This is a genomic window from Clostridia bacterium (assembly GCA_035561135.1).
Classification (GTDB): domain Bacteria; phylum Acidobacteriota; class Terriglobia; order Terriglobales; family Acidobacteriaceae; genus DATMYA01.
The window spans coordinates 23,750-49,356 of sequence record DATMYA010000046.1 but is presented as its reverse complement, the minus strand read 5'-3'; the positions used below and the strand labels follow the sequence as shown (position 1 = coordinate 49,356).

Genomic DNA, 25,607 nt, shown 5'->3' with positions numbered 1-25,607 from the left:
AATCCCGCGGAGCGCTCTTCTTTCGCTTTCGCGACGGCGTCGATGATTCCCTGGGCGACCAGCCGGCCGAGCGCATCACGCATTCCAAAAACCGCCAACGCGCTTGCGAGCATCGCGCCGGACTGGACCGCATCGAGGACTCCGAACCAGAACCCGGCGATCGCCAGAACCGCCAGGAGGACCGCCGCCAGATAAGTCTTTTTTCCTTCCAGAACCTTCACGCCGCCTCCAAACCCCAATTCGCCTAAGCCAACCCGTCCCGAGTAGCCGAATTTCGCGTTTACAGCCCCTGTGAAACCTCCACAGCCGATATAGCCGTACTCCTGAGCCCTGCTTTGGCTCCTGGGGCAACGTGGCGCGTTTCTACGCCACGTAACCAACTAACTACTTGCCCTGCTTCACTTACCGTGCTATCGCCTGCCGCTTTTCATTCCCGCCGAAAGGCTGGTTGACCGATCGGCGGGATGGCCCTGGCAATCTCCGCGTTCCTTTCACAGAGTGCCCGCTACTTTGGGCAAGCCAGTTAAGTTCGCAAGGTGGCGATGAAGTTCTCTGCCGCCGCCCTGGTCTCTGCGCCCTTGGTTCCGGCAAAATCCAGGAGCTGCTCATCCGTCATGCCGGATGCCTGTTTCAGTTCGGCCAACAGCTTTGTCAGCGCGACCAGCGATTCGAGTGTGACTGCAACCAGTTGTGGGTTCATTTCGCTCCTGTCAGCGTGGACACAATCCCCAGTGAACTGCGCACCGCCGCGATGTATGCGGCAAGTTTTGCCCTGGACGCGGGATTCTTAACTCTGAGTACGCCCTCGTTGTTCAGCGCATCCACAGAGCGCGTCATCTCGGCGAGCCAATTGACGACCACCTGCCGGTTGCTAGTGTCGAGCGTCGAAAACGATCGCAGCTGCTCAACGTACTGGTCGTTAACGCGCGTCAGGTCGGAGATGCCGAGAACGAGCACAATCGCCTCTTGCTTGTCGATCGCTCCCGCGTGGTAAAGCGCTTCCGCTTCCGCCTCCAGGGCGGACAGTCCGGATGCAACCCCTGCGGCTGCCTGCGCTGCCCTGTGTTTGTCCGCGTCATCGCACGCGACCGTTGAAAGCGCAGCTGCCATACACAACACGATCAACAGCGGAGCTACTGCGCGGCGGTATAGATGTTTCGTCATGCCGTGGCCGCCTCCCCGGCGGCGTCGAAACTCGTGAGGTTGTACTGGTGGATAAGGGCCGTGAGTTTTTGCGGATACTTCGGGTCGGTTGCGTAACCGCACAGCTTGAGCTGCAGCGCGAACGCCAGGGGATCGTTCTTGACGGCCATCGCCGGTTGATAGCGATCCGCGCACGACAGCAGCCGTGCGTGTCCGTCGAAAGACTCTTGCATGGAGCGAAACTTGCGAAATTTTGCGCGCTCGCGACCGGCAACGCCAGCGACATATTCCGTGGTGTCGAACTCGCAGTACTCCTCGCCCGCGCGAGCCTTAATCCCGAAATAGTTGTTGCCTTCGCGTGCGAGTTCGGACTGCCCCCACGAAGATTCCAGAATTGCCTGGGCGACGGTGATCGAGGCCGGAACGCCGTATTCCTTCTGGGTCGCGCGTGCCGCAGCACCGAACTTTGTAACTAAGTCGAGTTTTTCTTTTCGGGTCATCTGCGCTCTTTGTCCAACGGGTGCAGAGTACGGCGACGGGCGGCAATGTCGTGGCGAGTTTGGTTAGTTTGGTGAGTTTTCTTTGAGGTAATAAAAACGGCGCCTCTATGGACGCCGGGGGTTCGATCTGCGATCACGTCTTAGGACCAAAAATAATTTCTGAAAGTTGCGAACATTGGAATCACACACCCTCCCGATCCAACGGCCGCGCTGTCGGCCCAGAACGATTGCGATTGGTGGTCTTCTTAGGCCGCGCAGTCTTGGCCTTGCGAGGCTCATTCCAGCACGCGCAATCAGGCCCACAAGCGTGGTCCAACGGAGGAATCTCTGGCACATCGATCATGGCGTAGTACCAGCGAGTGCGGCCGACCATGATGGTGCCTGTTTCGACGCGTCTCACTGATAGAGCACCACGTACGGAAGCACGCCAGTACCTGTCCAGGCATCAGCCGGCGGACTGAACGACGCAGCTGGAGTGGCGGAGGCGTTGACCAACCCGCTGCCGAAACTCCACTTTGTTGAGTTAGTCGCCGCAATTGCGGCGGTAGACGAAGCGGACGAGAGCGCAAACCGATATTTGCCAGCGGGTAGCGTGGTCAGGCCTTCCGAAAAACTGATCTCTACGTTTCCTGTCGCCGGGAGAGTTTGTGCCGCAGTCGTCAGTACCCGCACTCCTGCACTGTTGTAGATCGCAAATCGATAGGTCCCGGTCGCATCGATCGTTGTCACGTACACCGCGACTTTGCTCACTGCGATACTTACGGGCAGGTTTATGCCGTACCAGCGCGTCTGATTTGAGGTGAATCCAAGGGTGCCTACGCGATCTCCCCACTCATACGCGGTAAGCGGCGTCGTGCCTCCGCCGGATGGAGTGTCACACGCGCCATCGCTCTTGAGATATCCGGCGCACGCCCCGCTGCCAAAGATGGCAACAACATCCGCCGCTACAGCAGCCGCCGTAGTGTTTGCTGCGGTGCGCTTTACGATCCCGTTCGCCGCTGGGTCTGCCAGCGATCCCACATCAGACGCTACTAGGGCGATGTTTCCGCTTAGAGGCTTGCCGGCTACCGTCGTCGTTTTCGTCACCAGCCCGGAGAGGTCCTGGTCGCCAGTGTTGGAACCGCTCAACGTCGTGATGCCGAGCTTCGTCTTGATGGTCGCAATTGTTTCGTCGCCCGTGTTCGAGCCGCTGGTATTGGTGAGCACGGTGCGCTGAGCATCCGAGACGTAGCGTTTGTCGAGCCAGTCAGCGATGTCCGCCGTGGTAGCGTCCGCGCCTGCCGTGACGATGCCTTGCGCGTTGTACGTGATCTTTGTTTTTGCCGCTCCAATGATTGACGCTTTGTCGGCCTTAGTGGCGAGCGCCGTTTGTGTGGCTGTCGAGATGGGCTTCGCCGCGTCGGAAGTGTTATCGACGTTGCCCAGGCCGACTTGCGCCTTCGTCACCGAGTGCGGATTGCTGAACGATGCAACGTGCGCCTGAATGTTGGCGTTCGCTGGCTCGTAGCTGCCGGCCGCCTGATACTCGCTCGCCGCGTGCGATGCGATTGTTCCGAGCGGCGGCTTGTTGAGCAGAGTGTTCCAATCGGCCACACTCCCTGTCGCCGCCTGAACGCAGGTCTCGGTGCCATCGAAATTAATTGTCTGGATAAAGTACGAAGCGCCCAGCAGCGAGCAATCCGTCGCGCGCACTCCGCCGAGCGCGTCGGCCGAGGCCGGCGGCAACGTGTATGGCGCTGGGATCGTCGGCTTGTTGCTTAGATCGTTGTAGCTGCCCGAAGTCGCTACTGTGGCCAGCGCGGGAAGATCAATGATGTCCGCCTTGAGGTGTACGTGCATGGCCGGAACGAACGTTGCCGGTTTGTTCAGCACATTTTCCCACTCGACAGAACTGGACAGGGCGGTTACGCCCAGCAGCGTTGCTCCCCGGAAGTCCTGCACGCCGCTGAAGACGTTGTCGCCGTTGCGGCGCGCGTAGTTCGCGGCCGGCGAGGGTGGAGTCGTTGCCAGTGACGGATAGGTTGCGAGATCTGCGGTCGCCGTGTTGAAGATGTAGCTCTTCTTCCAGGCGGTGCGGCCGTTGCTGACGATGGAGATCTCGTACGTGCTCACGTACGCGCCGTCGCAGTCGATCTCGGTATCGTTGCGATAGAGCGTAATTGTGAAGTTGCCGGCCGCGTCCGGCTCAACCTGATTGTCGTGCGTGGTGTCGAGCAGTACGCCAAGCGCCTTCGGCCCGGCTGTACAGTTTTCGAGCTTTGCCCGGACGTAGGCTCGCGACGCAACCGGCTTCGTGAGCAGCGACTTGATGTTGCCGGTCACCACGACATCGGCGCGCGCTGGGATTACCAGGGCGATCGGCCACAGTAAGAGGATCAGTATGCCTACTGCGAATAGCAGTTTCTTGCGCAGCGACCACGGGGCAGCATCACGAGTGTTCATGGCCCGCAGTAATACCGCGACGGCCGGTGAATTCGTGCTCAATTTGGTTAATTTAGTTAGTTTTGCCAGTTCGGAGACTCCATTGCGAATGTGCTTGTTTGCGCATATTCCGAGTGCTACGGTTCTACTCCTCTCCCCCTGCTAGATGTAGTGACTCCAATCCACAAGAGGTGTGAATGGCTGTCTACAGTAAGAAACTAAAAGCAGGTTTTTATAAGCTCAGTCTTCCTGATAAAAAGAATTTTCCGGATCTAGCTGCAGAACTGCATCGCCGCGGCTTCAGGGCATCCACCACTGTCGCTCTAGAGGAAGGACAGTACGCGCGTCTTGAGCGTTATGGGACCTGGGCTGAATCCGACTGCATCGAAGGGGAGATGGCGCGGCTAAGGATGGAGATAGTGCCTGAAAAAGGTGCAATCGATCGGCCCCTCGAAGTGTTGGAGCTCAGAGTGGACGAAGGCACTGGAGAGCGCGGAGCGTTTCTGTACCACCTTCCGACCAAAACGCTGGTGCTGGAAGAAAATCGTCTCTCTATCGGTGCCACCGCGTTTGCGAAGTTCTTTGCGCAAATGTTCGATTTATCAGCTTTCAATCTCGACCCGCTTCCTGAACCGGATGTTGTGAGTCGTGTATTTTCTGCAAAGCGCGTAAAAAGAGTTGAGGTGAAACTTGCCGGGCCAATAACCGGCAGTATCAACGTATCCAATGATGCAGCAGTAATCAGCGCACTTAAAAGCCGCAAACACTTGGTCGCGCCTGTGGCAACCTTCGTTTTTGGAACAGAAGGCAGAAAAGAGATGCTTCCGCGAGACGCCGCACTTGGCTTTATTCGCGAATGGTGGCGGTTACGTCGAAATGGGAGTGTTCCGGTGGACAAAATTGCTGTCACCGGATTTGATGACGAAGAGAAGACAAGCTTTTATCTTAATCTCATCGAGAACAGACTTCGCGATGAGGAAAAGGTCAACGCTGGTGTGGACCGGACGATTAGCTCCGAAGAAAGAAGGGGAGCACTGAGGCGAATATGGGCGCGTCAAAAAGATAAAGTGTTTAAACTGGCGAAGCATTTGCCGGAGGACTAATGAAGCGGATCGTTGAAGAGCACTACCCTATTGGAGCAGGGCTTCCGCTTGGGTTAGCGACGGGATATCTTGGTTGTCGATTTTTGGGTCTAACGACAGCGGAGGCGAAGGACATTTTTGCTTCCATGCTGAACGTCAGCGCAATCGTGGCCGGATTTCTCGGAACTGCAATTTCTATTCTGCTAGCTTTCAAAGACAAGCCCGTACTGATGGATTTGCGAGAGCTCGGTATTCATCAGAACGTTTTTGACTATCTTCTCTTTGCCGTCCGGTGGTCCTTTGCACTTGCAGTGATCAGTACCTGCAGTATCGTTCTTTTTTCGCGGCTTCAATCCCTCGGACAAGCAGTCCTATTGGCTGTGTGGTGTTGCGCATTGTGGGTAAGTGTTCTGGGGTTCGTGCGAGTAATCTTGATATTCGAGGAAATCGTCAGGCAGGACTGATCGGTGGTCTTCTGCGACCGACGCCTGCGATTCGTCGCAGGCTTTTTGTTGGTTCGGCGTTATTGTCAATTCGGACCGAGCGCTGCCGATTCAATTACTTGCTTCGCGCTCCGCAGCTCCCTCCGATTCACAAACGACACCCGCGCAAAATGAGCTCATTGCTCAGCGCAGCCTCTAAGTCGCTGTGCTCGTATCCTGCGTCCCTGATTGCAGCCTGTGCATCCACCACTCTGCGGCTCAGCTCGTGGCGGTCGCCCGTCGAGCAGGCGTCCGCGGCGGCGGCAATCGCCTTACGCGCTCGCTTCTCCGCTGATCCTGGCAGGCTTGGCAGTTGATTCGGCTCAACAACTAGCAACAAAGTCAGCGCGGCGGCAGAGATCAGCACGATGTAGAAGATCGCGTTGATCTTCTTTATGTCTCTCATCAAGCGCTCCTTACTTCGGCCTTCCAATCCAGAACAAAACGCGGCCTATGATTCGCCACCCCGGCTCGCGGCTCAGCAGTACCGGCGGGAAGCGAGGACTCGTGTGTTGCGCAATCAGCATGTCGTCAGCCCCAACCTTTCGCAGCCACTTGACGGTGACTCCGCCGTCAGGGTCGCGCGCAGCTACCATCTCGTTATAGAGATGCGAGTGGTCCTGCTCATGCGTATCGACACAGACGACGAATCCGTCTTCAAGGATAGGAGTCATCGACTCGCCGGCAATACGCAAACAAATGGTGCTCTCTGGATGGGGGATCGAGCGACGTCGGAATACGAGCACGTCCTCCACTGCCGCGGAGTCGATCAGGCGAGGCGATCCGGCCGCTGCCGCATCCTTTAGCAGTGCAACAGCAACCAGATCAGGTTGAGTCTTCAGCTTAGTCCCGGTCGATTCCCTGGTTGCGCCTCGCGCCGGAATGACCTCTAGCTTCACGGTGCTAGAGGTGCTCACCATCCTGCCTTGGGCGTCGGGCAAAACCTTGAGTATGTCTCCGATCGTTAAGCCTGCACGCTGCCAGAAGTACCAGCAGTCGGGGTCTCCCGCCATTTTGCCTATCGCCAGATAGATATCTGCGGCCGGCTCGTTCTGTCCACGCTCCCAGCGAGATACCGCCATAGAGGAGACGCCGAGCTGAGCGGCGAACAGCGTTCCGCTCAATCCGAGGCGTGTTCGCAGTGCGTTGATTTTGCAGGCCCACTCGGGCATCGACACTCTTCTCGCACCAGTCTGCATTTTGGTATTGACATTACGTAACGCCAGAGTTATAACGCTATCGTTATGACACGTAACGCCGTATCCCGAAACGATAGCACGCTGCATAGCAAGTTTTCTCGCGCGTTGAAGTATCAGCGGATCTTCGCGCGCGTCGCAGGACGGCTGGGTGTCTCCCGATCGCACGTTTACCAGGTTGCAACCGGGACTCGCCGTAGCAAGAGAGTCGAAAGCGCACTGTTGCGCGAGATCGAAAGAGTCGAGAACGAGAACGCTGCGTAGTGCCGACATGGTGTGCGAAGTGTGCAGTAGCCGGGCAAGTGAAACCAATGTCTAAGTTGCACGAAAATTCGGACATCCAGCCTCCACTGTTTGGAGCCTCCTCTGATTTCCCAGGCGCATTGGATAACGACGCGCTCGTTCGATCCGTGCTGACGGACACCATCAAGCAATCCGCAAAGTCACGCGACCAGATCTGCGAAGAGATGTCGCGCCTGATCGGACGAGAGATCACGGTGCCGATGGTCGATGCGTTTACAGCCGACTCCAAGAGAAACCACAGGTTCCCAGCAGCGTGGCTTCACGCCTTTTGTGTGGTCACTGGGGATTGGCGGCTCCTTCAGTGCCTGGTCGAGCGCGCGGGATTCCGCATGGTCGACTCGGCAGGAGCGAAGCTGCTGGAACTCGGCCGTCGTGTTGTGGAGCAGGAGATCCAGCAGCGCAAGACCACCGCGCTGTTGGATCAAGTTGTCACCGAGAGGCAAAGTCTATGACCGGCGAGGTTTGGCTCACACTCGACGAAGTAATCGAAGCTACACGATGGACGCGCCGGCACGTTCTTCGACTTGATGCCGAGGGCCTTCTCAGGTCGCGCGAAGTCGAGACGTACTCGGGGCCAGGTCGCCGGCCGCGCAAGTACGCAGCTTCGTCGCTTCCCGCTGAGGCGCAGTTCCGCTGGGCACAGAGGAGCCTCCAGGCACCGAGCAACGAGACGGCCCTGGCATTGCGCCCAGCTACAGATCTGCAGCCAGTACTGTTTGCAGCTGAGAGTGTCGATCGGGACCCTCTCACAGAAGAACAGCGAGCCGAGGCAATGGAGCGCTACGCGGCAATCGCGCTGCTCGTGGATTGGCGCAGCGGCAAACGAACAGCTGTTTATTTCCCCGGCGGCCGCCGCGTAACCAACTCGAACGAACTGGCCGACTGGCTCGGCCAGCAGCACGGACTCAGCGCGAGCGGAATCTGGAAGCGCTATCTCAAATACAAAAATGAAGGGTTGAAGGGCCTTGCGCACACGCGCAGCGACTATGGCAAGTCTCGTGTCTGGACTAAGTACCCAAAGGCAAAGAAGTTCCTGTTCGGCAAATTCAACGAAGGGCTTTCCGTCGCGCACGCGTACGACGAGCTGAGCCGTGAGTGGTCCGGGCTCTACAACCACGGCTCTGTGCCGCCTAGCTACTCAACGGTGCTCGCGCTGTACAAGTCGATTCCTCCGGTTGCGCGCGACATCGGCCGCCTAAAGCAAGAGAAGCACGATGCGAAATATGCGCCGTTCATCATCACCGATATTGCCAAGCTTCGCCCGAATCAGATGTGGGTTAGCGATCACCGCATTCGCGACATCTGGATGCAGGACGACGTGTTTGCCTGCGACCTGCAGCCGATGCGTATCTGGGAAACCACGATCGAGGACATGCGCTCACGGGTGATTAGAAGCGTGTTCTGCAAGACGCCCAGTTGGCGCTCGATCGCTTCATGCCTACGGGTGATGATCGAAGAGTTCGGACTCCCCGAATTGTTTTACTGCGATAACGGCAAGGACTATCGCAAGGTGGGCGCCGGCGCGGACCGCATCCCGTTCCCTATTCCCGAGGACCTGGATGACGAGGGCCGTGTGTTGGCCTCGGTCGAAACACAGGGATTACTGTCGCGCCTCGGGATTGCCGTCAAGTACTGCATTCCGAGACATCCACAAAGCAAACAGATCGAGGCCTACAACGCCTATCAGTCGAAACGCCTGGACCTCATGTTCGGCGTTGCTTACGCCGGCAACCGTCCTGATAGGCGTCCCGACGCGTGCAACCTCGCCCTGAAACAGCACAAAGAATTCCTCCAGGGCAAGCGCGAATCGTCGCCGCTGCCGCTGGCCTCGTACGTGATTGCGATGTCGAACTACTGGACCGACGAGTTCAACGCCACGTACGTCCACCACCGCGGGCGCGGGATGAACAATCGTGCGCCGCTCGAAGTGTTCAACGAGCTACTGCCGCGCGAGCAGCGCCGCGAAGTGAACGTGCAAGAGATAGAGGAACTGTTCTGGGATCGCCAGAAGCGCATCGTCGCGAACGCAGCCGTGCAGCTCTTCAATGCGAGCTGGGTTGGTGTGACCGCCGCCGACAGTGCTCAGCTCTATCTCGCGAACGGAACCGAAGTGGAGATCGCGTGCGACCCATTGAACAAAGGTGAGGCGCTCGTGATCAAGGACCGCCGCCCGATCGCTCGCATCCAGGCGCAGCAATTGGTAGAACGCGGACCGGCAGCCGGCCCCGCCATCGCGGACATGATCCGCCTGCGCTCGAAGCTGCGCGCCGGCGTGAAGCAAACCATGCGCGTGCTGACCGCCGGCGTACCCACGGCCCTCGAACAAATGCGAGAGCGAGCGGGACTTGAAAAGCCGCAACAGCCACCGCGCCCGCCGATTCCCGAAAAGATCAAGGCGTACGCGCAATCACGCGCGGCGGTCGCCAGCACTTTCGAACCGGCGCAACCAGAAGATCTCGCTGACGAAGTTTACAAGCTATGCCAGGAGGGTTAGCAACATGGCCTTATCAGCAATCGAGAAAGCGAAACTGAACGCCGCCGCAGTTCCAGGAGACGACCAGGTCCGCGACCGCGTTCGGCTCCTAATGGGGATTGCGGGACTTGGATACCAGGAGGTCGCTCAGGAGATCGGGTACGCGCTGTCATCACTGGCTCTGTTCATGAATGGCAAGTACGACGAGAACCATCCGTCGCAGGGCAATACGTTGCGGATCAGGGCCGTACTGCACGAGTTTTGCGAAAAGAATTGGGTTGATCCGCTTGAGCGCGAAACTGGAACGCTGTATCCAGTCGGGCAGTTCCAGGCCGTGCGTAGAGCCTTCCGCAACGCGCAGGCACAAGGCTGGGCGTATTGCGTCGACGCCGCTCCTGGTATCGGTAAGACCTTCATGCTGCGCCGCCTGGTGGCCGAGTCGATGGCCGAGGAAGCCAGCAAAAACGGCGCAGGCAAGCGCGCCTTCTTTGTGCGCGTGCCTGCCTCGCCGACGCCGTGGCAGCTGATGATCACGATTGCCAACGTCGTCGGCATACCCACAAAGGGATTTACTAGCCAGATCGTCCGCAAGATCTCCTTCAGCCTGCGCAAGCGTCGCGCAGTACTTGTGCTCGACGAAGCGCAACGACTGACCAACGCTTGCCTAGAAGCATTGCGCGATTTGCTCGATGAGCCGCCGTACATCGGCCTCGTCTTTGCCGGATCTCACGAGGTGCAGCAGCGCTTCAACGATCTTCGCCTGGAACAGCTGAGATCCCGCCTGCAGAAAACGATTGTGCTTAGCGGCATCACCGAACCAGACGCGCGCAGCATGATCTCCGGTGAACTAGGCGCCATCCCTGAGAAAGCAGTTCAGGCTCTCATCGCGGGCTCTTACGTCGAGGATTACCGCCAGCTCGGTAGCGATCGCCGCCCGGTGAAGTACATCTCCACCCGCATTCTGATGAACTCCATCCGTCGTTTCCAAATGAAGAAACTCGGTAGCGAGGAGGCCGAATGAACGCGAAAAATGAGCAGGCCGTGCAGCACGATCCCACGCTTGTCGCGATCGCACTGAAGGATCTCAGCTCGGCACATTGCTTCTGCGGCCGGCGCAAACGCGACCAGCAATCGTTTTGCAGAGATTGCACTTCCCTGCTTCCGTTGGAACTTCGGGCCGAACTCGGTAACTCCATAAAGAGCGGATACGCCGAAGCCTACGAGGCTGCGAAAACGTACCTCTGCGACCAGCCAATCGAAAGATTGCGCGGGCTGCGGGCAGGCGCCGCATGAACGCGCTTCGCAGGTGGCTCCGTTCGCACTCGCAATTGCACGGCATGGCAGCGGACGATTTCGCGTGCATGTGGATCCTCATCCTTGCCGCTGCGGTGTTCGGCACACACATCGCGATCGCCTTTGCGCTCGGCCGCTTTTCGGCGGTGGCACGGTGAGAGCGCCAGAGGTCTACACCTGCGACGTGTGCGGCGTGCAAAAGCGCGAGACCAACGACTGGCTTAGCGTATCCGCCTTGCCTGTGGCAGAGACCAACGGATCCCGCCTGATCGTTTCGACCTGGGATCCGCTCGAAGTTGCGCGTGGTGACGTTGCTCATATCTGCGGTGAGAACTGCCTGCTCGTCCTGGTCGGATGGTGGGCGCAAACAAGAACGTTGAAGCCGCCAAGCGTGCGATCGGAGTCGGCGCGTGCGTAAGGCATCTGGCACCTGGAGAGACAAAGCAATGAGCATCACCAACTGTCCTCATAGCAGCGATGAGCGTCACGGCTCGGAAACCTTACAGAACCTGCTCCTGGACCACATGCGCGATTGCCAGCTCCACACTGCGCGTCGGAACACTCCGCGCCACGTCGTGGTCTGTATGGAATGCGGGGTGTTGGCCTGCACACATTGCGGCTCCGAAACAACGCTTCGTATTCCACAAGTCGCGGACGGCGCCTGGGCTTGCAAAGTGATTGAGCGGAGCGATGCCTTTACTGACGATCACCGCGCGTGTCTCGCGCCTGGTCTCGCAATGCGCGATCCACTCAGCACGCGCAGGTCCGCACGGAAAGGACGCAGAGCATGACGACTCTCAACCTCGTCCTCCCGATCTTTGTACTGGCATTTGTCGCGGCGATCGCCTGGACGCTCGGATGCGCGCTGATGATCACCGTCAGCAAGCACCTCGAAATGCGTCTGCTCGCACGCCGGTTGCGCGTGAATGCCGAACGCACGTTGCGTGAATTGAAAACCGCAGAAGCGCAGCAGGCGAAGGAGAAAGCTGCGCCACAGGCCGTGCCGCAATCAGCACGGCGCTGGTACCACATGAGCGGCGAAGGAGGGCAAGCGTGATCGCCTCCAACCCCGCCCTCTACTTTGCCGCGCACGGCGTGATGCTCGTCACTGAGCAGGCTGGACGCTGCGCTGCGTGCGGCACTGCACACAACGTCTTTGTCAATACGCTCGGCGTCACTCGCTGCCTGGGATGTTCGTCCGTTGCGGCGACCGCGATGCGAGAGCTTGCGAGGTAGGCATGCAGGAGAGCGTGGATTACGGCTGTGACCGCAAGCAGGTCTACCCGCTGCACAAAGCTCGCAAGATCGCGCAGAAGATGCGACGCGATACCGAGGAGACGATCGAGTACTACCACTGCAATCGGCACCACGGCTGGCACATTGCCAACGTTTTCAAAGTGAAAAAGTGAAAGGGGCAACACGATGAAAGCAGTTTCACCAGTTGTCATCGGATTAGAACGACACGAATCATTCAAGGGCGGCCCGCGCGCTGGTCAGCCTCAATACCTGGAACTGCCCTGTCTTCTCACGAAGGATGGCGGTGTAGTCAGCCGGTGGCAGCCGACACCCGAAGAGCGAAAGTGGATAGCTGACGGTTGCGATGTCTTCCTGACGATCTACTGTGGGCTCGAGGCATACCCGCCGACAAGCGTCCAGGTAATGCACCCCACCGTCGCATGGGGCAACACCGCCGTAGAGAAAGCCGAGGGCGCGATGAAGCACTTCAATGTGATTCCTCTTGCCGAGATGCCCGAGGCAGCCGGCATGCTGCGCAACCCGGAGCCGCCGCGCTCGCGTGACAAGGACGACATTCCTGCGCAGCCTGCGAGGTTCAACGGCTAACTCACCATGGAGCAGAACAGTTTCCAATTCGCTACGGATCCCTCGGCGGCGATCGACAAGCTGGTTGATGACGTCCTCTGCGGACGCGTGACCCCAGGATGGCCGCTGCCGGACCCCGCGCGCGAGTTGCTGCGCCTGCTCCGACATCATCGCGGCGTGCGCTACGCCAAGCCGCTGGCCGCCATCGCCGAGAAGCTCGGGATGCAGGCCCGCGAAGTGAAGTCAACGGTGAAGTCGCTGATTGAGGACTTTGGGATCCCAATCGGCGCGAGCCGCCAGGAGCCTTACGGATATTTCCTCTGCGTGACGCCGGAAGACTACGACGCTGCCGAACGACCGCTGATCAACGAAATGCTCTCGATCGCAACGCGCCTGCGCGCCCTCGGCGGCGAACACCGTCTCAACGAAGTCATGGGCCAACTAAAACTCGAACTCGAAAAGAAGGCTGGATAAATGGCAAAGAAGATCGTAGTCGCTAAATGGATGGAACTTGACCAGACGTTCTTCAACAACGCCAAGGAGCGCCACGAGTCAGACCAGTGGGAGTACTACCTATTCGTGACTGACTGCGAGGAAAGGCAATTGAAGGGAGGAAAAACGTACGTCAGCCGCGTTCGGCGCATGCATACCCTGAGTGGAGCGACGAAAGACGATGTTGATGATGCGCTTGTCGCGTTTGTGGAGACTCCGGGCGTTCGACTGCTGGAGTCCCAACCGAACCTGATACATGTAGCCGCGGAAGTCGAGGAGATCGCGTGAAGCTCTCCGAGATAAAGGTTCCCGAGATTCAGGTCGTCAATCTGGTTTCATGCCCGTCCTGCAACGCCAGTATCGGGGAGAAGTGCCAAACGCTCAGCCACAGCACGGAGCGCTGCGCACACGAGGTTCGCGTCCGCGCAGCCCAGCGGATTCTTAAGGCCGGCTACGACGCCGCCCGGATCGCCGAGCAGAGAGCGAGGCTCCAATGAGCCGCAGCCGGCGTACTCGGAAGTCCCGCGAAGAACGCGAGTGGTCCAGGCGGATGAACACGTTGAAGAAGGCGTCGGCCGCATTGCGGGGCGCACGCACGAATCGCGTGAGCCTCAACACGGACGAGGTTGTGACCGTTGTCCTCGCGCTGCATCAGGCGTCTCTGAGGAGTTACCTCGAACGCGAGGAAGCGTGCCGCCTTGCGCAGCGCATTTACGGGAACAAGGATTCGGAGTGGTTGAAGTCGCTCCAACGCCCGCGCCCATCCCCGTGCCCGATGGTGAGGTGATCGCATGAAACTCATTCGCTTCGCTCTCTTCTTCGTATCCTGCGCGGCGCTTATGCAGCACTCGCGCGAGCGCCGTCGCACTGACCTGGTCAAACGTCTTCGCGAGGCTGGCCTGTGAGCGACAACCTGAAAGAGCTTGCGCGCCGAACGATGGACCGCCAGTGCGGCGAGGGCGATCACAACACACGCTTCGAAACCGTCTCCGAGGCGGAGTGGAAACGCGCGTCACAGCGCCGTCACGCTGACGTTGTGGAAGCTCTCGAACATCTGCTCGATCGCGCTCCGGGAGCGACTGTCAAGATCCCGGTTGCCGACGCCGACTACAAAGCAAAACTGAAGATCGTCCTCGAGTATGCCCGCCGGCGCGCTCTGCCAATTCGGACGGCGCGGAAGGACGGCTACATCTACATCCGCTCAGTCGGAAGCAAGGCAGAGAAGGGGTCATGAACACGAAGGTCCTGCAACTCGCCTTTATCCTCGCAGCGTTCGTGCTGTACGCGGCTGCGGTCTTCCTTTCCAAGAGAAGGCGTCGTACGGCCGTCACTGCAAGCGTATGGCATCTGTGCCCCTACTGCCAGGAGCCGCAGCCGGGAGCGCGTATCAAGCTCTGCGACGCGTGCGACTACGTCTTGAATCTCGACGGCTCCTCGCGCGCGCGGCTGCTGATGCGCTTCGAGCGGCAGTTCGCGCAAGGACCCAGCAGAGGCAACCGATGAAGCGGCCAGCGTGCACGATCTGCAAGTCCACGGCGGAACACTGGCATGACGACATAGGTTACTGCCCGTGGTGCGGCGCGCTGTGCGGCCCCGCCGGATGCCAGGTCTGCAGCACAGCGCGGCAGCAGGAAATGACTGAGATGTACCCGGCGACGCCGTCAGTGCCCGAACGTCGCGTTCCATAACACGCACACACACCGGGCGAAGATCCGGGAGAGGGACTGCAAGGCATGGATTTGGAGGCGAGAGTTTGCCAATGCGGATGCGGACAACATTTACTGACGAGCACTGGGCTTCCCGACTTCACATCGCGGCGCTTCTTCGCGAAGGCGTGCAGGGATCGCGACAAGGTGCGCAAGATGCGTGTCGATCGTTACCTGGCGAAGCGGCGCGCCGAAGCGAGGGAACGCTCCGAGGCCGCCGCCAGGTTGCGGGCCGCGCGCTCCAACAAGAAGGCGTGCTGGGCAACGCTCGACGGCGTCCCGATCGGCATCACGCAGGCAAGCACCATCGAGGCGCTGGCAAAACTCTATCCGGACATCGCAACCAGGTTGGGAGAGCTGCCGCTCGGCATCCTGAGCGGAACGCAGAAAGGAAAACACGATGAGCATGAAACCGCTGGCCGAGCTTCTGCACAAGGGCGCGCGCATGAGCAATCTGCTGTACAACATCGCTCAGCTAAAAGACCTGCCGCAGCAGCTGCGCGATGACGCGAGGCGGCTGCAACTTGAGTGGGACGCGGCAAAGACTACGTGGCTCAACGATAAGCAGGCGAAGCGCACGACGGCGTGCAGGAAGAAGGCGTGATGATCGAAGCGTATCCGCTGTACTGGCCCGAAGGCTGGAAGCGCACCCAGGGCGGAAAGCAGAACTACTCGAAGTTCAAAACAGGATTCGGCGCCGCGCGTGAGTTCCTGTTCGGCGAGATCCGGCGCATGGATGGAAACAATCAAATCCTTTCGACAAACGTGCCGCTACGCAACGATGGCATGCCCCGCGCCAACATGCCGGAACCGCGCGATCGCGGAGTCGCCGTTTACTTCACCTACCAGAAGAAGAGCATGGTCTTCGCGTGCGACAAGTACGTCAATGTTCGCGACAACATCTACGCAATCGCAAAGACGATTGAAGCCTTGCGAGGCATCGAGCGTTGGGGAGCGAGCGACATGCTGGAACGGGCATTCCGCGGCTTCACCGCTTTGCCCGAACACGCGGCGACACCGTGGCGCGTAGTGATGAAATTCTCCTCTGCAACGATGGTGACGGAAGCGCTGCTGCATGCGCGATTCCGCGAACTCGCGATGCAACTGCATCCCGACAACTCCGACACCGGCAACTCAGAACAATTCAAGCAGCTGGTGGAAGCCCGTGAAATGGCGAAGAAGGAGCTGGCGCTGTGAACCACGCCCTCGCCATCACGCCAGCGCAGCTTCGCCGCTTGCAGACGTTGTACGCGCAGTACGATCGCCGCACCATTGGCGACGTCGGCGACGAGCGCTCGCGCCGTTTGGAGTGGGCCAGCAGCGCTCTCCGTCGCGCCGTGAGTTCGTTCAGCGACCTCGCGACGGACGAGGCCGCGAAACTGATCGACCTGCTGCAATCGTCGCTCGGCGTAAAGCCCACACGCCGCCGCCGTCGCATTCGCACGCGCGATCGAGCGCAGGCGGCCGGCACCGAAGGTCGTCGCGGAAACACGACCAACACCCTGACGCTCGCGTCGGCCGAAGATCTCGCTCGCATCCAGGACGCTGTGACAAGGCTCGGATGGGACCAGTCGCGCTTAGAAGCCTTTCTGCGCTCTAAGGCGTCGCCGCTCGGCCGTCAGTCGAGCCAGCAGATACGCACAACGCGCGACGCCAACAAAGTGTGGTGGGCGTTGAAGAAGCTCTTGAAGAGGGAAGGATTGTGGAGGAAATCATGAGCGAACAGGAACGGCCGTTAGCATTTCACATACCGGAGCTTGGCGTTTGGATTTGCCCAATTTGCGAGTATTGCGGCGACAGCGAGAAAGAGGTAAATGAGCATGTGTGCAGGCCTCACTTGGGCGAGCAGGCCATCGCAGAGCAGCCGAGCGCGGAGCAGGGAGCGTCGATACCGCCGACCCCAAACATTGTGCAGTCAGCGACCGAGTGTGTTACCGAGCTTGCGGCCATCGGGTTCAAGATCGCGCCAGTTGAATATCGGAACATCGTCGCACGCCATATCGCCGCCCACTCCGCCGCGCTACAGCAAGAGCGGGACTGGTGGAAGGAAAAGGCGGGATGGCCGCTTATCTGTAACGCCTGCGGACAGCGCACGCCGATTGCATTTCACCAGTGTCACACATGCAAGGACAAGCGCGACAACGCCGAGCAGCGCATCACCAACTTGGAAGAAGAGCGGCGGTGGATCTACGTCGCTGAACGGCTTCCGAAGGAGCGTCAAGAGGTTGAGGTATGCCTGGTCGACGACAATCGCGCTGATGGCGGAGAGTGCTATGTCTACGCGGCGATGTGGAGATACGAACCTTCGCACCGGTATTGGAAAGGCGTGATCAACGGACACGGGATCAGAGCGTGGCGCGAGATCGGCCCACTGCCCTCCGCTCCGAGTAACTGATGACCTTTAGGAGGAGAAGATGACAGAACAGCAGCAAAGTAAGTTTGAAGGTTGGGCAGTGGTGGAAATGATGGGCCACCAAACGGAAGTCGGCTACGTCACCACGGAGTACTTCGGAGGCGCTGCAATGTTCCGCGTGGACTCGCCAGATATCCCTGCACGCGAATACGAACTGGAACGTCCACAGTGGGTCAGCATGGAAGACGCTACTCGCCTCGCAGGCAAGGGAACGAAAGTAAAACTGGAAGGCATTCCTGCTCACTCGCGACTGGTCTCTCCAGGTGCGCTGTATGCCATCACACCCTGCACAGAAGAGGCTGCACGCAAGGCGTATGAACGCTCGGTCCGGCGACAACTCATCGTTATCGATTTTAAGGAAGATCGGCGAGCATTGCCCGCCACGCCAGATGAGGGTGACGAGAGTCAGTGCGACTGTCGTGATGATGAGTACTGCGATAGGTGCTTCCCGCCAACGGGCAAAGAAGGTTAGTAGACGCGAAAGGTACTTAAAGTGAGCCAGCACAAGATCATTGGTCGTGTTCGGATCGACGGAGGCGAGCGTTCACGCGCTGCTGCGCGGATGCTCGTCGCCTTCGTAGCCTGTGAGCGTGTCCTGGCAAGTTTTTTCTTCGGGCAGCAACCACTTGAATCCGAATCGGTTGCCATCGAAGTGTGGAAAATCCCATCGGGCGCGGTGATCGTTCCGAGCTACAAACGCGAAATGAATGCTCTATTCGCGTGGCCTGGTGGCAAGCAGCAACTGAAGCGGCAACTCATGGCGGTCATCCCGCCGCACAAAGCATACGTGGAAGTCTTCTGCGGATCGGCGAAGCTGCTGTTTGCGAAGAAGCCTTCGCATTGGGAGATCATCAACGACTTCAACGGCGATCTCATCAACTTCTTCCGCGTTGTCCGTCACCGACCCGCTGAACTTGCAGAGTTAGTCGAGCAAGAGTGGGTCGCAGCATCGCGATTCCGTGAGTTCCGGGACTTAGGCAATGTTCCCGACGAACTCCAGCGTGCGCTGCGGTTCCTCTACACGGCGTGGTATTCGTTCAGTGGCAAGGGTGAGGACTTCGCTTCACCCCGTATTGAGTCGATGCGCAGCGTTCGCCGGCCGGTGCGTCGCAGTCTGGAGGTCGTTCGCGACACATTCGCGCGCTGCTCACGGCGGCTGCAAAACGTGCTGATTGAGAACCGCGATTTTGCGGAGTGCATTCAACGCTATGACTCGGCCGACACGTTCTTCTATTGCGATCCGCCTTACACCGCGTTCTCGCGTATAGCGCGGTACAAGGAGCTTGGAAGCCAGCGGCAGCAGGAACTGTTTGCACTCCTCGCGCGCATCAAAGGCCGCTTTCTGATGAGCTATGACGGGTCGGAGACTGTGCTTCGCCTGGCGCGGCAACATGGATTTCGAGTGCGCCGCGTGAACGTGCGTTACTCTCTCAACGGCGCTCATCCGAAGTCGGCGACTGAAGTGATCATTTCCAATTACAAGCTGCGCACAGACAGGCGCATGGCCTGGCTGAGTACTACCAAAGAAGTCCAGGGCTCACACACACAAATTAAAGGAGCTAGTAATGAAGAGACTGATTGCAGTTAGCCTCGTAGCTAACGTCCTGTTGTTCATCATGCTCGCCTGTGGAGGTGGAAACTCGCAGCCTTCGGGCGATCCCAGTGGTCCGCCGACATCTCCAAATAAGGCGATGCTCTCAACTTCCGTCCTCCCCGGCGGACACATACATGCCGCGCGTACCACAGTCGCTTTCAACTGGTCATTGATACAGCCGGCGTTCGCGCAGACTTCAACGATCTCGCTCTCACAGAGTTGGAACGGCGCGTGCAATCTCTCGCCCACCGGTGTAAGCGCGACCATCTCCGGCCTTGTCTATCGGCTTGGTCAGGACGGATCCCAGAACTGCACCAACCAGTGGTTCAACGACACGGATGGTTCCAGCGCCGCCGCGAACGCGCAGACCGGACAGCTCGTCGTTGGAAACGGCACCATGAGCAACCTCGTCGTCTGGACTTCGCCAGGAACACAAATCGTCAGCGGAACATCCGTGCATCTCTGGGTGCTGCGTTCGGGCTCCGCAATCGACACGCATATCTCATGCACGCTGCCGGCAGGCACGGGATACACCAAATGCTCTTCCGCTGTGCAGTTCCAGGCGATGGATGGCGACTACGCAGTCGCGACGTTCACGCTGCCGCAGACAGATAAGTTTGTGGGGCTCAACGTGGTCTTCACGAAGCAGTAGGCATCTCGGGGCCGCCTGTGCGCGGCCCCGAAATTAACCCCAGAGGCGGGCGAAGATCGTGAAGATGCGGGGAGTAAAAGCGAGGAGCAAGTTCATCCCAGCGGCCGAGGCCGCCAGCATCATCGGGTGCTCAGTGCAGACCGTATATCGGCTCATTGATGCCGGCGAGTTGGAAGAGTTTCGATTCACCGATCGCGGCTGGCGGAAGGTTGCGGCTGCGAGCGTTCAGGAATATATGCGCGCGCGCCTACACAGCCGCGCTAAGGGGCCCAAGAGGAAGAAAACGATGGCGAGGTCAAGCCGATGACTGCGACTAAACAGCTACCCCTAAACTTCGGCAATAAGTACGTCTCTGTCTCCTGGGCGGCGCGCGCGATCGGCGTGTCTGTACAGACTGTGTACCGCCTGATTGAGGAGGGTAAACTGGTGTCTCGTCGGCTGAATGATCGTGGCTGGCACCATGTCTCCTACGACTCGGTGGTGAAGCTCCTGCAGGCCTTCGAACAAGGCGATGGCACCCTGTGAATAATCTCTGGAAAAGGCACAGATCAGCCGCGCCGGAGGATGTCACATTCAACTTTCTTAGTCAGGGGCGCAAAAGAAGCTATGTCACATTTGTAAGTTGTTACAGCTCAACATTATCCGTAATCACAACGGATTTTTTGTACGATGTCACATCTGTTTGCGGAAATCATCGCCAGCCGCTATCAAGAATCAACAACTTACGCGACACCGCGCGACCGCCACTACCCTGCAATGTTGCACCACTTGCGCGTAACAACGTGCCGTCCGCCGCGCTGTGACCCGCATAAACATTGGGCGTCAACCCGCGATATCCCCCGACATCCCGCCACCTCCCGTACTACCCTCTAATCTTAATAACCCCAATCGGATGCGCGGGAAGAGAGCACACACGGACTGCAAGCGCGGTTAGGCTGCCCGCTCTTCGCAGCTTTCACTTCCGTGCTTCTCCGGTCTGCAGCAACTCTTGGACATTCCGATCGAAGCGCCGCTCCAGTTCTTCGAACTGCCCGGTTGAGGGGCCGGCAAAGCCTGCGTGAATGCGCTGCACCCGTCCGTCGCGCCCGATGAAAATCGTCGTTGGGTAGGCACCGAAGCCCACCAGTTGCGGCAACGTCTTTTCAATCTGCCCGGCATCGGTTGTTCCCGCCAACAACAGGGTGAACGGTATGTCGAACTTCTTGCGGTAAACCTCAATCACTCGCGCGTTGCGCGATGCATCCGCCGTGTATTCATAGCTCAAGGCAACAATTTCGAGTCCCTGCTCGTGATAGCGCCGATAGAGTTCCACCAGCAGCGGAGCCTCGTCGTGGCAATTGGGACACCAGGTGCCGAAGATGTCGACGATCACGGCTTTTCCGCGGAAGTCATCCTGCGTGACGCTCTTCCCCGTCCTCGTATCCACTCCGCTGAACACAAACGGCTCTGCGCGGTTCTTCACCTTCGTCATTGTTTCCGCGTCCGGCGGATTGCCTGCCGAAGCAGCACCGGACTTCGCCGATTCTGGTTTCCTTACGCCGGTGAACGGCAACCAGCTCGACGCACTGAAAGCAAGCTGGCCTTTGAATGACCCATCGGACGCCAGCTCGCCCGTGAGCAGAATGGTGTGGATTCCGTCAAACCTGCTCATCACAACCTTTGGCGCAACATTCGCTACCGGCTTGCCGTTCGCCAGCGGAACCGAGACGGTTCCGCTCATCAATCCGTAATCGCCACTCACGGGAGCGATGGTGCCCGTGACCACTGCTTGCAATGTTTTGCCGTCGGAACTGGTGTGCGGTGTTTCTTGCCGGAAAGTCGCAGGCGCAACCCGGTCCGGGTTTCCCTCCTCGTAAGGGAAGGTCACGGCCCATTCGCCGCTAACGGTGGCAGCCGCCCACGGCTGCGTCGAGCCGGTCTCCGAATTGGCGCGTTTAGCGCGGAAACCGTACTTACCGATGCCGGCACGCGTCTGTCGCGCGTATTCGCCCGTAAGTTCGCGTGCTGTGGCGTCGCACCTCGCGGTAATCTGGCCGTCGTACTGTTCCAGCCGCAAAGTGAGAATCGTGCCGTCCCAGGCGACGCTGCTGAACTCCATACGCTCAGGGCCGTTCAAGATACCCGCACGTGCGTTCCCGCCGGCCGGAACTTCGATCGACAGTCCAAATGGTACTTCGAGCGCACCCACACCGTGCTTGGTCATGGGGATGATCCGGGCATCCCAGGTACCGGCCAGTTTTTCAATCGAGACCGCGGGTGCGGGCTGCGATGCCGCGATCTGCGCGTTAGCCGATAAACTCAGAGACAGCAGGAAACAGATCAGAGCGGAAGGAACGAATAAAGCTTTGCGGGTCATTTGCCTTCTTGAATGACACGGGCTGCCAATGGATTCGACACCGATCGAACCGCTCCAGCTTACGCGAGTGGCTGCGACGTGCAACTGCTAAATGTTTGAGGAACGTGCGTCAGGAGCGCGCGTGAGAATCGCCGTGGTTTCGCCTCTGAAAAAAATGCCCCGGCGCATAGCCGGGGCACGATCTTATTCTCCATGACACGTGACGCACTTTGCCAGTTCATAAGCGCACACTAATGCCTATCGAGTGGCGGGAAGTAGAAGTTCGACGTTAGGCGACGTTGCCGGTTCGAAACTGCTGCTCAATGGACTCCATTTGATCTTTGAGCCGCAGCTTGAGTTTCTTTAAACGAATCTCTTCCAACTTTTCATCTTCGGAGAGGTACTTCTTGTGGATGAGGGAATCAAGGCGTTCGGAGTATTGTGCGTGTTCCTGAGCCAGCTGGCGAAATTCATCGCTGCTGGCCAGGAGCTGGTCGCGTACTGGAGTAGCCATCCAGCTAAACCTCCTGAGAAACTAAGGTCAAGCTACCACCGTACTCAAGGGCATTCAACCGTTTTCGCAAGCTGCTTTTCTAAACTTGCACCGAAGCAGCACAGCATCCTCCAAAGGCTTGCTGTAGTACGACTTACGATGTCCGACCTCAACAAAGTTCCACTTGGCGTAAAGCTTGCGCGCGCTCACATTCGACTCTCGAACTTCGAGCGAAACCTCGCTTGCACCTTCGTCTCGCACCCGGTCCAGGAACGCACCTAGCAGTTTCGTTCCAAGCCCTCGCCCACGCACAGCGTCGGCAACGACGATGTTTTCGATCTCCCACTCGCGATCGAAGCAACGCGCCACGATAAAGGCGCAGACATCATGGAAGACGCCCTCTCGCGAACTTTCATGCGCCTCTCTGAAAGGTATTAGGTCGTCGCCGCCACACTCCAGTACCAGCGCGAGGCGGCGCGGTGAAGCTTCCGTGAAGATGCGGGTGTAGTCGCGCTCGGTCCAGTGCGCAGCCGTTGCCGACTGGCGCTCGATGGCCATCATGTTCAGAACATCAGCGAGAGTGGCGGGACGAATCAGCATCCAATGGCTGCGCGTTCGCACTACTTCGGCGCGATACCCAGACCTGGGGCCGAAAAGATTTCCGCGTCCGAGCGGCGAATGTAGTCTGCGTCCAGAACTTCCGGCGCGACGGTCTTCCCTTCCAGATACTTCTGCAACCCAATGCGCGAGACGGAATCCGCCGACGGGCGAGAGACGAGTTCCGCCGGAGAGCCTGAGGCCCGAACAGCTTGCTCGATCTTCGCATCCGAGGTGAACGTGGCTGGCACTGGAACACGGGTGCCCAACCAGGTCAAGAAGTCGCCCATATTCAGCAGCGATTCACTTACGCGCTGCGGTCCCAGCTTCGCGGAAGCTGCCACGCTGAAATCATACTCGCCGGCAAAAACTTCATTGCGTTGCGCATCGAGCGCGGCGATGATTCGCGGGTTCGATGCGTCCGCCAATCGTGCGCCTTCTCTTAGCAGGTAACGACGCGCATTGATCGCGATCGCCTCAAGCACCGTGACGGTTGCGATTGGCTTCTGCAAAACGTCCGCGAGTGCCTTGACGGCAGACAGCCCGACCCGCAGTCCAGTAAAGGAGCCTGGGCCGCTCGCAACCGCAAACAGGTCGATTTCGTGCTTGTCGATGCCTCGCTTGTCGAGTGCTTCTGAGATTTGCGGAATAAGTTGTGCGGAGTAAGTGCCACCCGCGATAGGACGGAATTCCAGCACCTCGAACGACGAAGCGTCGCCCTGTGCAAGCGCGATGCTGCCTTCCCGACCCGAAGTATCGATGCCCAGAATAATCATGTGCTAGACGCCTTGAGGCATATCTTCGCACAATTCCAGCAGAACTCCACCTGCGCTGGAGGGATGGACAAAGATGTAGGAGTGGTTTCCAGCCCCTATCTTGATCTCGTTGGATACGAACCGCGTGCCTGACTGCTTGAGCCGCTCCACCACGGCCGAGAGATCCGTAACTTGGAGCGCCACGTGGTGAAGGCCTTCGCCGCGGTTGAGCAGGAATCGGGCGATGGGCGAATCGTCGCCCGTGGGCTCCAGCAACTCAATCCGGCTCTCGCCTGTCGGGATCATCACGAGCCGAACCTTCTCGGCCTCTATGACCTCTTCCGGCAACATCTGCATCCCCATCTTCTCGTAGAAAGCTTTGGCCTGAGCGAGCGATTTGACGGCAATTCCGAGATGGTCAATCGTGAACATTTCGATAAGTCCTTAGCTCTGAGTGCTTCGCTCAAAGTAGTTTTTGTTTCGAGAGCTTGGATGCAATCATCTGCCGATGTACCGCTTGCCGTCCGCGGTCCGAAGCCTGCCGCCTGAAGTCCGCCGCCTGCCGTGCGCCGTCTATCTCTTTTCGATGGTGCCGACGATCTCATCCACGAGCGTGTACGGATCGCGTTGGTGTTCCGCCACTTGTTCGGCGTAGCGCGAAACGGCCTCCTCGCTCATGTGCTCGCGCAGCACGCGCTCCAGCAGTTCATCCCGAAGCATGGTTACAAGTCGTGCACGCCAGTTCTCAATGCGCCGCCTCAGCCCGAACTCCGACCTTTTCAAATACTCTTCGTAGCTGACGATGGCCGCTGCGAGTTCGGGAACGCCTGTACCGTCGTTGGCAATGGTCTTTACAACCGGCGGCGTCCAATTGTCCGTGCGTGGCGCAAGCGACTGCATTGCCTTGATCTCGCGCTCCACGCGGTCGGCACCATCGCGGTCAGCCTTATTAATCACAAAGATGTCGGCGATCTCCATGATGCCCGCTTTGATGGACTGCACATCGTCACCCATGCCCGGCACCAGAGTCACCAGGGTCACATCCGCGAGCCGCACGATGTCAATTTCATCTTGGCCCACGCCAACGGTTTCGATGATGACCAGATCGCGTCCACTCGCATCCAGCACCGTCGCGACGTCTGCGGTTGTCCGCGCCAGTCCGCCCAGAGATCCGCGAGTAGCCATGCTGCGGATGTAGATGCCGGCATCGGCATGGTGAGCCTGCATCCGTATCCTGTCGCCCAGAATCGCACCACCCGTGAAAGGGCTTGTCGGATCGACGGCGACAATGCCGACCGTCTTCTGCTGCTTGCGATACTCGCGCGCAAGGGCATCCACGAGCGTACTCTTGCCCGCGCCGGGAGAACCCGTCAGGCCGACAATGCGCGCTTTGCCACTGAACGGGAACAGCGCCTTCAGCAGTTCGGTCGATTCCGGCGTGTGGTCTTCCACGGTTGAGATGGCGCGAGCCAGCAAGCGCAGGTTGCCGCCACGAATTTCTTCGACCCAGGATTGTATGTGTGCGTTCACGATAGGACAGTCAGTTTACAGGGCAGCGTACAACAGTGTCGATTGCACAAAACATGCATTTCGTAGGCAGCTCAGTGGTCGATCTTATTCGGTGCGACGGCGCGCGGTGGAGCGGGCCTCAGCTGCTGACAAACTAGACCCTCATGTCGACCGGAGCGCCGCAGGCGCGGAGTGGAGACACCTTGTGGTCTTCCCACGGCGCAACCACAAGGTGGTTCGACTACGCGCCCAAAACATGGGCGCTACGCTCACCATGACGGTGTATTTTGAATCTGCCTTGGCAGCAACCTCTGGCAGGCATGAAGGCCTGCTCTACCCATCTGCTG

41 protein-coding genes are annotated in these 25,607 nt (G+C 58.9%); 27 read left to right on the top strand and 14 right to left on the bottom strand.

All coding sequences use genetic code 11. The features are described 5' to 3' along the window. The 6 genes from VN622_09095 to VN622_09070 all read right to left on the bottom strand — a co-directional run. Nucleotides 1–221: hypothetical protein (locus VN622_09095; GenBank protein HWR36009.1), on the bottom strand; the 221-nt coding region annotated here is incomplete at its 3' end. A 302-nt stretch (nucleotides 222–523) separates the two neighbouring features. Further along, on the bottom strand, nucleotides 524–700 hold the full coding sequence (locus tag VN622_09090; GenBank protein HWR36008.1) for a hypothetical protein: 177 nt from the start codon (nucleotides 698–700) through the stop codon (nucleotides 524–526). Next, nucleotides 697–1,164: a hypothetical protein gene (locus VN622_09085; protein HWR36007.1), complete on the bottom strand. Its 468-nt coding sequence runs from the start codon at nucleotides 1,162–1,164 to the stop codon at nucleotides 697–699. Before VN622_09085 ends, VN622_09090 begins: the two co-directional genes overlap by 4 nt. Further along, nucleotides 1,161–1,643 carry a glucosaminidase domain-containing protein gene (locus tag VN622_09080; GenBank protein HWR36006.1) on the bottom strand — a complete coding sequence of 161 codons (483 nt, stop codon included), beginning with the start codon at nucleotides 1,641–1,643 and terminating at the stop codon, nucleotides 1,161–1,163. The genes VN622_09085 and VN622_09080 overlap by 4 nt, the downstream gene beginning before the upstream one ends. 181 nt (nucleotides 1,644–1,824) lie before the next feature. Beyond that, on the bottom strand, nucleotides 1,825–2,043 hold the full coding sequence (locus VN622_09075; GenBank protein ID HWR36005.1) for a hypothetical protein: 219 nt from the start codon (nucleotides 2,041–2,043) through the stop codon (nucleotides 1,825–1,827). Next, the gene (locus tag VN622_09070; GenBank protein HWR36004.1) at nucleotides 2,040–4,085 is read right to left on the bottom strand and encodes a hypothetical protein; all 2,046 of its coding nucleotides are present in this window, start codon (nucleotides 4,083–4,085) and stop codon (nucleotides 2,040–2,042) included. Before VN622_09070 ends, VN622_09075 begins: the two co-directional genes overlap by 4 nt. Nucleotides 4,086–4,261: 176 nt before the next feature. Between VN622_09070 and VN622_09065 the strand changes: the two genes are divergently transcribed. Together VN622_09065 and VN622_09060 are read left to right on the top strand one after the other, a co-directional pair. Continuing rightward, the gene (locus tag VN622_09065; GenBank protein ID HWR36003.1) at nucleotides 4,262–5,167 is read left to right on the top strand and encodes a DUF6731 family protein; all 906 of its coding nucleotides are present in this window, start codon (nucleotides 4,262–4,264) and stop codon (nucleotides 5,165–5,167) included. After that, nucleotides 5,167–5,610 carry a hypothetical protein gene (locus tag VN622_09060; GenBank protein HWR36002.1) on the top strand — a complete coding sequence of 148 codons (444 nt, stop codon included), beginning with the start codon at nucleotides 5,167–5,169 and terminating at the stop codon, nucleotides 5,608–5,610. The genes VN622_09065 and VN622_09060 overlap by 1 nt, the downstream gene beginning before the upstream one ends. A gap of 127 nt (nucleotides 5,611–5,737) precedes the next feature. Here VN622_09060 and VN622_09055 read toward each other — a convergent pair whose 3' ends face one another. Together VN622_09055 and VN622_09050 are read right to left on the bottom strand one after the other, a co-directional pair. Beyond that, entirely contained in the window at nucleotides 5,738–6,034 is a 297-nt protein-coding gene (locus VN622_09055) for a hypothetical protein (protein HWR36001.1), read from the bottom strand. A 10-nt stretch (nucleotides 6,035–6,044) separates the two neighbouring features. Beyond that, nucleotides 6,045–6,800: a S24 family peptidase gene (locus VN622_09050; protein HWR36000.1), complete on the bottom strand. Its 756-nt coding sequence runs from the start codon at nucleotides 6,798–6,800 to the stop codon at nucleotides 6,045–6,047. A 72-nt stretch (nucleotides 6,801–6,872) separates the two neighbouring features. Between VN622_09050 and VN622_09045 the strand changes: the two genes are divergently transcribed. The 25 genes from VN622_09045 (at nucleotide 6,873) to VN622_08925 (ending at nucleotide 20,096) form a co-directional block, all read left to right on the top strand. Next, entirely contained in the window at nucleotides 6,873–7,088 is a 216-nt protein-coding gene (locus tag VN622_09045) for a hypothetical protein (protein ID HWR35999.1), read from the top strand. 47 nt (nucleotides 7,089–7,135) lie between these two features. Continuing rightward, nucleotides 7,136–7,579: a hypothetical protein gene (locus tag VN622_09040; protein HWR35998.1), complete on the top strand. Its 444-nt coding sequence runs from the start codon at nucleotides 7,136–7,138 to the stop codon at nucleotides 7,577–7,579. Beyond that, nucleotides 7,576–9,621, top strand: coding sequence for a transposase family protein (locus VN622_09035; GenBank protein HWR35997.1), 2,046 nt, complete (start codon nucleotides 7,576–7,578; stop codon nucleotides 9,619–9,621). Before VN622_09040 ends, VN622_09035 begins: the two co-directional genes overlap by 4 nt. Nucleotides 9,622–9,625: 4 nt before the next feature. Continuing rightward, nucleotides 9,626–10,621 carry an ATP-binding protein gene (locus VN622_09030; GenBank protein HWR35996.1) on the top strand — a complete coding sequence of 332 codons (996 nt, stop codon included), beginning with the start codon at nucleotides 9,626–9,628 and terminating at the stop codon, nucleotides 10,619–10,621. Then, a complete protein-coding gene (locus VN622_09025) occupies nucleotides 10,618–10,893 on the top strand; it encodes a hypothetical protein (protein ID HWR35995.1) in 276 nt (91 codons plus the stop codon). Before VN622_09030 ends, VN622_09025 begins: the two co-directional genes overlap by 4 nt. Beyond that, entirely contained in the window at nucleotides 10,890–11,051 is a 162-nt protein-coding gene (locus tag VN622_09020; GenBank protein ID HWR35994.1) for a hypothetical protein, read from the top strand. Before VN622_09025 ends, VN622_09020 begins: the two co-directional genes overlap by 4 nt. Continuing rightward, complete coding sequence (locus tag VN622_09015; GenBank protein ID HWR35993.1) at nucleotides 11,048–11,311, top strand: hypothetical protein; 264 nt, start codon at nucleotides 11,048–11,050, stop codon at nucleotides 11,309–11,311. Before VN622_09020 ends, VN622_09015 begins: the two co-directional genes overlap by 4 nt. A 369-nt stretch (nucleotides 11,312–11,680) precedes the next feature. Then, nucleotides 11,681–11,950 carry a hypothetical protein gene (locus VN622_09010; protein HWR35992.1) on the top strand — a complete coding sequence of 90 codons (270 nt, stop codon included), beginning with the start codon at nucleotides 11,681–11,683 and terminating at the stop codon, nucleotides 11,948–11,950. Continuing rightward, entirely contained in the window at nucleotides 11,947–12,129 is a 183-nt protein-coding gene (locus VN622_09005) for a hypothetical protein (GenBank protein HWR35991.1), read from the top strand. The genes VN622_09010 and VN622_09005 overlap by 4 nt, the downstream gene beginning before the upstream one ends. A 2-nt stretch (nucleotides 12,130–12,131) precedes the next feature. Next, entirely contained in the window at nucleotides 12,132–12,302 is a 171-nt protein-coding gene (locus tag VN622_09000; protein HWR35990.1) for a hypothetical protein, read from the top strand. A gap of 13 nt (nucleotides 12,303–12,315) precedes the next feature. Continuing rightward, on the top strand, nucleotides 12,316–12,735 hold the full coding sequence (locus VN622_08995) for a hypothetical protein (protein ID HWR35989.1): 420 nt from the start codon (nucleotides 12,316–12,318) through the stop codon (nucleotides 12,733–12,735). A gap of 6 nt (nucleotides 12,736–12,741) precedes the next feature. Next, nucleotides 12,742–13,188 (top strand): hypothetical protein, encoded by a 447-nt coding sequence (locus VN622_08990; GenBank protein ID HWR35988.1) that lies wholly within the window; start codon nucleotides 12,742–12,744, stop codon nucleotides 13,186–13,188. Next, nucleotides 13,189–13,494: a hypothetical protein gene (locus tag VN622_08985; GenBank protein HWR35987.1), complete on the top strand. Its 306-nt coding sequence runs from the start codon at nucleotides 13,189–13,191 to the stop codon at nucleotides 13,492–13,494. After that, a complete protein-coding gene (locus VN622_08980) occupies nucleotides 13,491–13,703 on the top strand; it encodes a hypothetical protein (GenBank protein ID HWR35986.1) in 213 nt (70 codons plus the stop codon). Before VN622_08985 ends, VN622_08980 begins: the two co-directional genes overlap by 4 nt. Further along, on the top strand, nucleotides 13,700–13,993 hold the full coding sequence (locus VN622_08975) for a hypothetical protein (GenBank protein HWR35985.1): 294 nt from the start codon (nucleotides 13,700–13,702) through the stop codon (nucleotides 13,991–13,993). Before VN622_08980 ends, VN622_08975 begins: the two co-directional genes overlap by 4 nt. A 114-nt stretch (nucleotides 13,994–14,107) precedes the next feature. Next, the gene (locus VN622_08970; GenBank protein HWR35984.1) at nucleotides 14,108–14,440 is read left to right on the top strand and encodes a hypothetical protein; all 333 of its coding nucleotides are present in this window, start codon (nucleotides 14,108–14,110) and stop codon (nucleotides 14,438–14,440) included. Further along, nucleotides 14,437–14,709 (top strand): hypothetical protein, encoded by a 273-nt coding sequence (locus VN622_08965; protein HWR35983.1) that lies wholly within the window; start codon nucleotides 14,437–14,439, stop codon nucleotides 14,707–14,709. The genes VN622_08970 and VN622_08965 overlap by 4 nt, the downstream gene beginning before the upstream one ends. A 603-nt stretch (nucleotides 14,710–15,312) precedes the next feature. Next, nucleotides 15,313–15,516, top strand: a complete 204-nt coding sequence (locus VN622_08960) for a hypothetical protein (GenBank protein HWR35982.1) — start codon at nucleotides 15,313–15,315, stop codon at nucleotides 15,514–15,516. Continuing rightward, nucleotides 15,516–16,109 (top strand): J domain-containing protein, encoded by a 594-nt coding sequence (locus tag VN622_08955; GenBank protein ID HWR35981.1) that lies wholly within the window; start codon nucleotides 15,516–15,518, stop codon nucleotides 16,107–16,109. The genes VN622_08960 and VN622_08955 overlap by 1 nt, the downstream gene beginning before the upstream one ends. Next, nucleotides 16,106–16,630 carry a hypothetical protein gene (locus VN622_08950; GenBank protein HWR35980.1) on the top strand — a complete coding sequence of 175 codons (525 nt, stop codon included), beginning with the start codon at nucleotides 16,106–16,108 and terminating at the stop codon, nucleotides 16,628–16,630. The genes VN622_08955 and VN622_08950 overlap by 4 nt, the downstream gene beginning before the upstream one ends. Further along, entirely contained in the window at nucleotides 16,627–17,307 is a 681-nt protein-coding gene (locus tag VN622_08945) for a hypothetical protein (protein ID HWR35979.1), read from the top strand. The genes VN622_08950 and VN622_08945 overlap by 4 nt, the downstream gene beginning before the upstream one ends. A 19-nt stretch (nucleotides 17,308–17,326) precedes the next feature. Beyond that, nucleotides 17,327–17,797 carry a hypothetical protein gene (locus VN622_08940; GenBank protein ID HWR35978.1) on the top strand — a complete coding sequence of 157 codons (471 nt, stop codon included), beginning with the start codon at nucleotides 17,327–17,329 and terminating at the stop codon, nucleotides 17,795–17,797. Nucleotides 17,798–17,818: 21 nt separating this feature from the next. Further along, on the top strand, nucleotides 17,819–18,913 hold the full coding sequence (locus VN622_08935) for a DNA adenine methylase (protein HWR35977.1): 1,095 nt from the start codon (nucleotides 17,819–17,821) through the stop codon (nucleotides 18,911–18,913). Continuing rightward, entirely contained in the window at nucleotides 18,891–19,571 is a 681-nt protein-coding gene (locus VN622_08930; protein ID HWR35976.1) for a hypothetical protein, read from the top strand. The genes VN622_08935 and VN622_08930 overlap by 23 nt, the downstream gene beginning before the upstream one ends. A 303-nt stretch (nucleotides 19,572–19,874) precedes the next feature. Further along, a complete protein-coding gene (locus VN622_08925) occupies nucleotides 19,875–20,096 on the top strand; it encodes a hypothetical protein (protein HWR35975.1) in 222 nt (73 codons plus the stop codon). Between the two features lie 430 nt (nucleotides 20,097–20,526). On the opposite strand, the gene VN622_08920 is transcribed toward VN622_08925, so the two are convergent. From VN622_08920 to meaB, 6 genes are all read right to left on the bottom strand, one after another. Then, nucleotides 20,527–21,927, bottom strand: a complete 1,401-nt coding sequence (locus VN622_08920; GenBank protein ID HWR35974.1) for a TlpA disulfide reductase family protein — start codon at nucleotides 21,925–21,927, stop codon at nucleotides 20,527–20,529. A 268-nt stretch (nucleotides 21,928–22,195) separates the two neighbouring features. Continuing rightward, nucleotides 22,196–22,420, bottom strand: a complete 225-nt coding sequence (locus VN622_08915; protein HWR35973.1) for a DUF465 domain-containing protein — start codon at nucleotides 22,418–22,420, stop codon at nucleotides 22,196–22,198. Nucleotides 22,421–22,474: 54 nt separating this feature from the next. Continuing rightward, on the bottom strand, nucleotides 22,475–22,999 hold the full coding sequence (locus tag VN622_08910; protein HWR35972.1) for a GNAT family N-acetyltransferase: 525 nt from the start codon (nucleotides 22,997–22,999) through the stop codon (nucleotides 22,475–22,477). Between the two features lie 20 nt (nucleotides 23,000–23,019). Further along, a complete protein-coding gene (gene tsaB / locus VN622_08905) occupies nucleotides 23,020–23,772 on the bottom strand; it encodes a tRNA (adenosine(37)-N6)-threonylcarbamoyltransferase complex dimerization subunit type 1 TsaB (protein HWR35971.1) in 753 nt (250 codons plus the stop codon). Nucleotides 23,773–23,775: 3 nt separating this feature from the next. After that, on the bottom strand, nucleotides 23,776–24,183 hold the full coding sequence (gene mce / locus VN622_08900) for a methylmalonyl-CoA epimerase (GenBank protein ID HWR35970.1): 408 nt from the start codon (nucleotides 24,181–24,183) through the stop codon (nucleotides 23,776–23,778). Nucleotides 24,184–24,324: 141 nt separating this feature from the next. Next, on the bottom strand, nucleotides 24,325–25,281 hold the full coding sequence (meaB, locus tag VN622_08895) for a methylmalonyl Co-A mutase-associated GTPase MeaB (GenBank protein HWR35969.1): 957 nt from the start codon (nucleotides 25,279–25,281) through the stop codon (nucleotides 24,325–24,327). Nucleotides 25,282–25,607 lie beyond the last annotated feature (326 nt).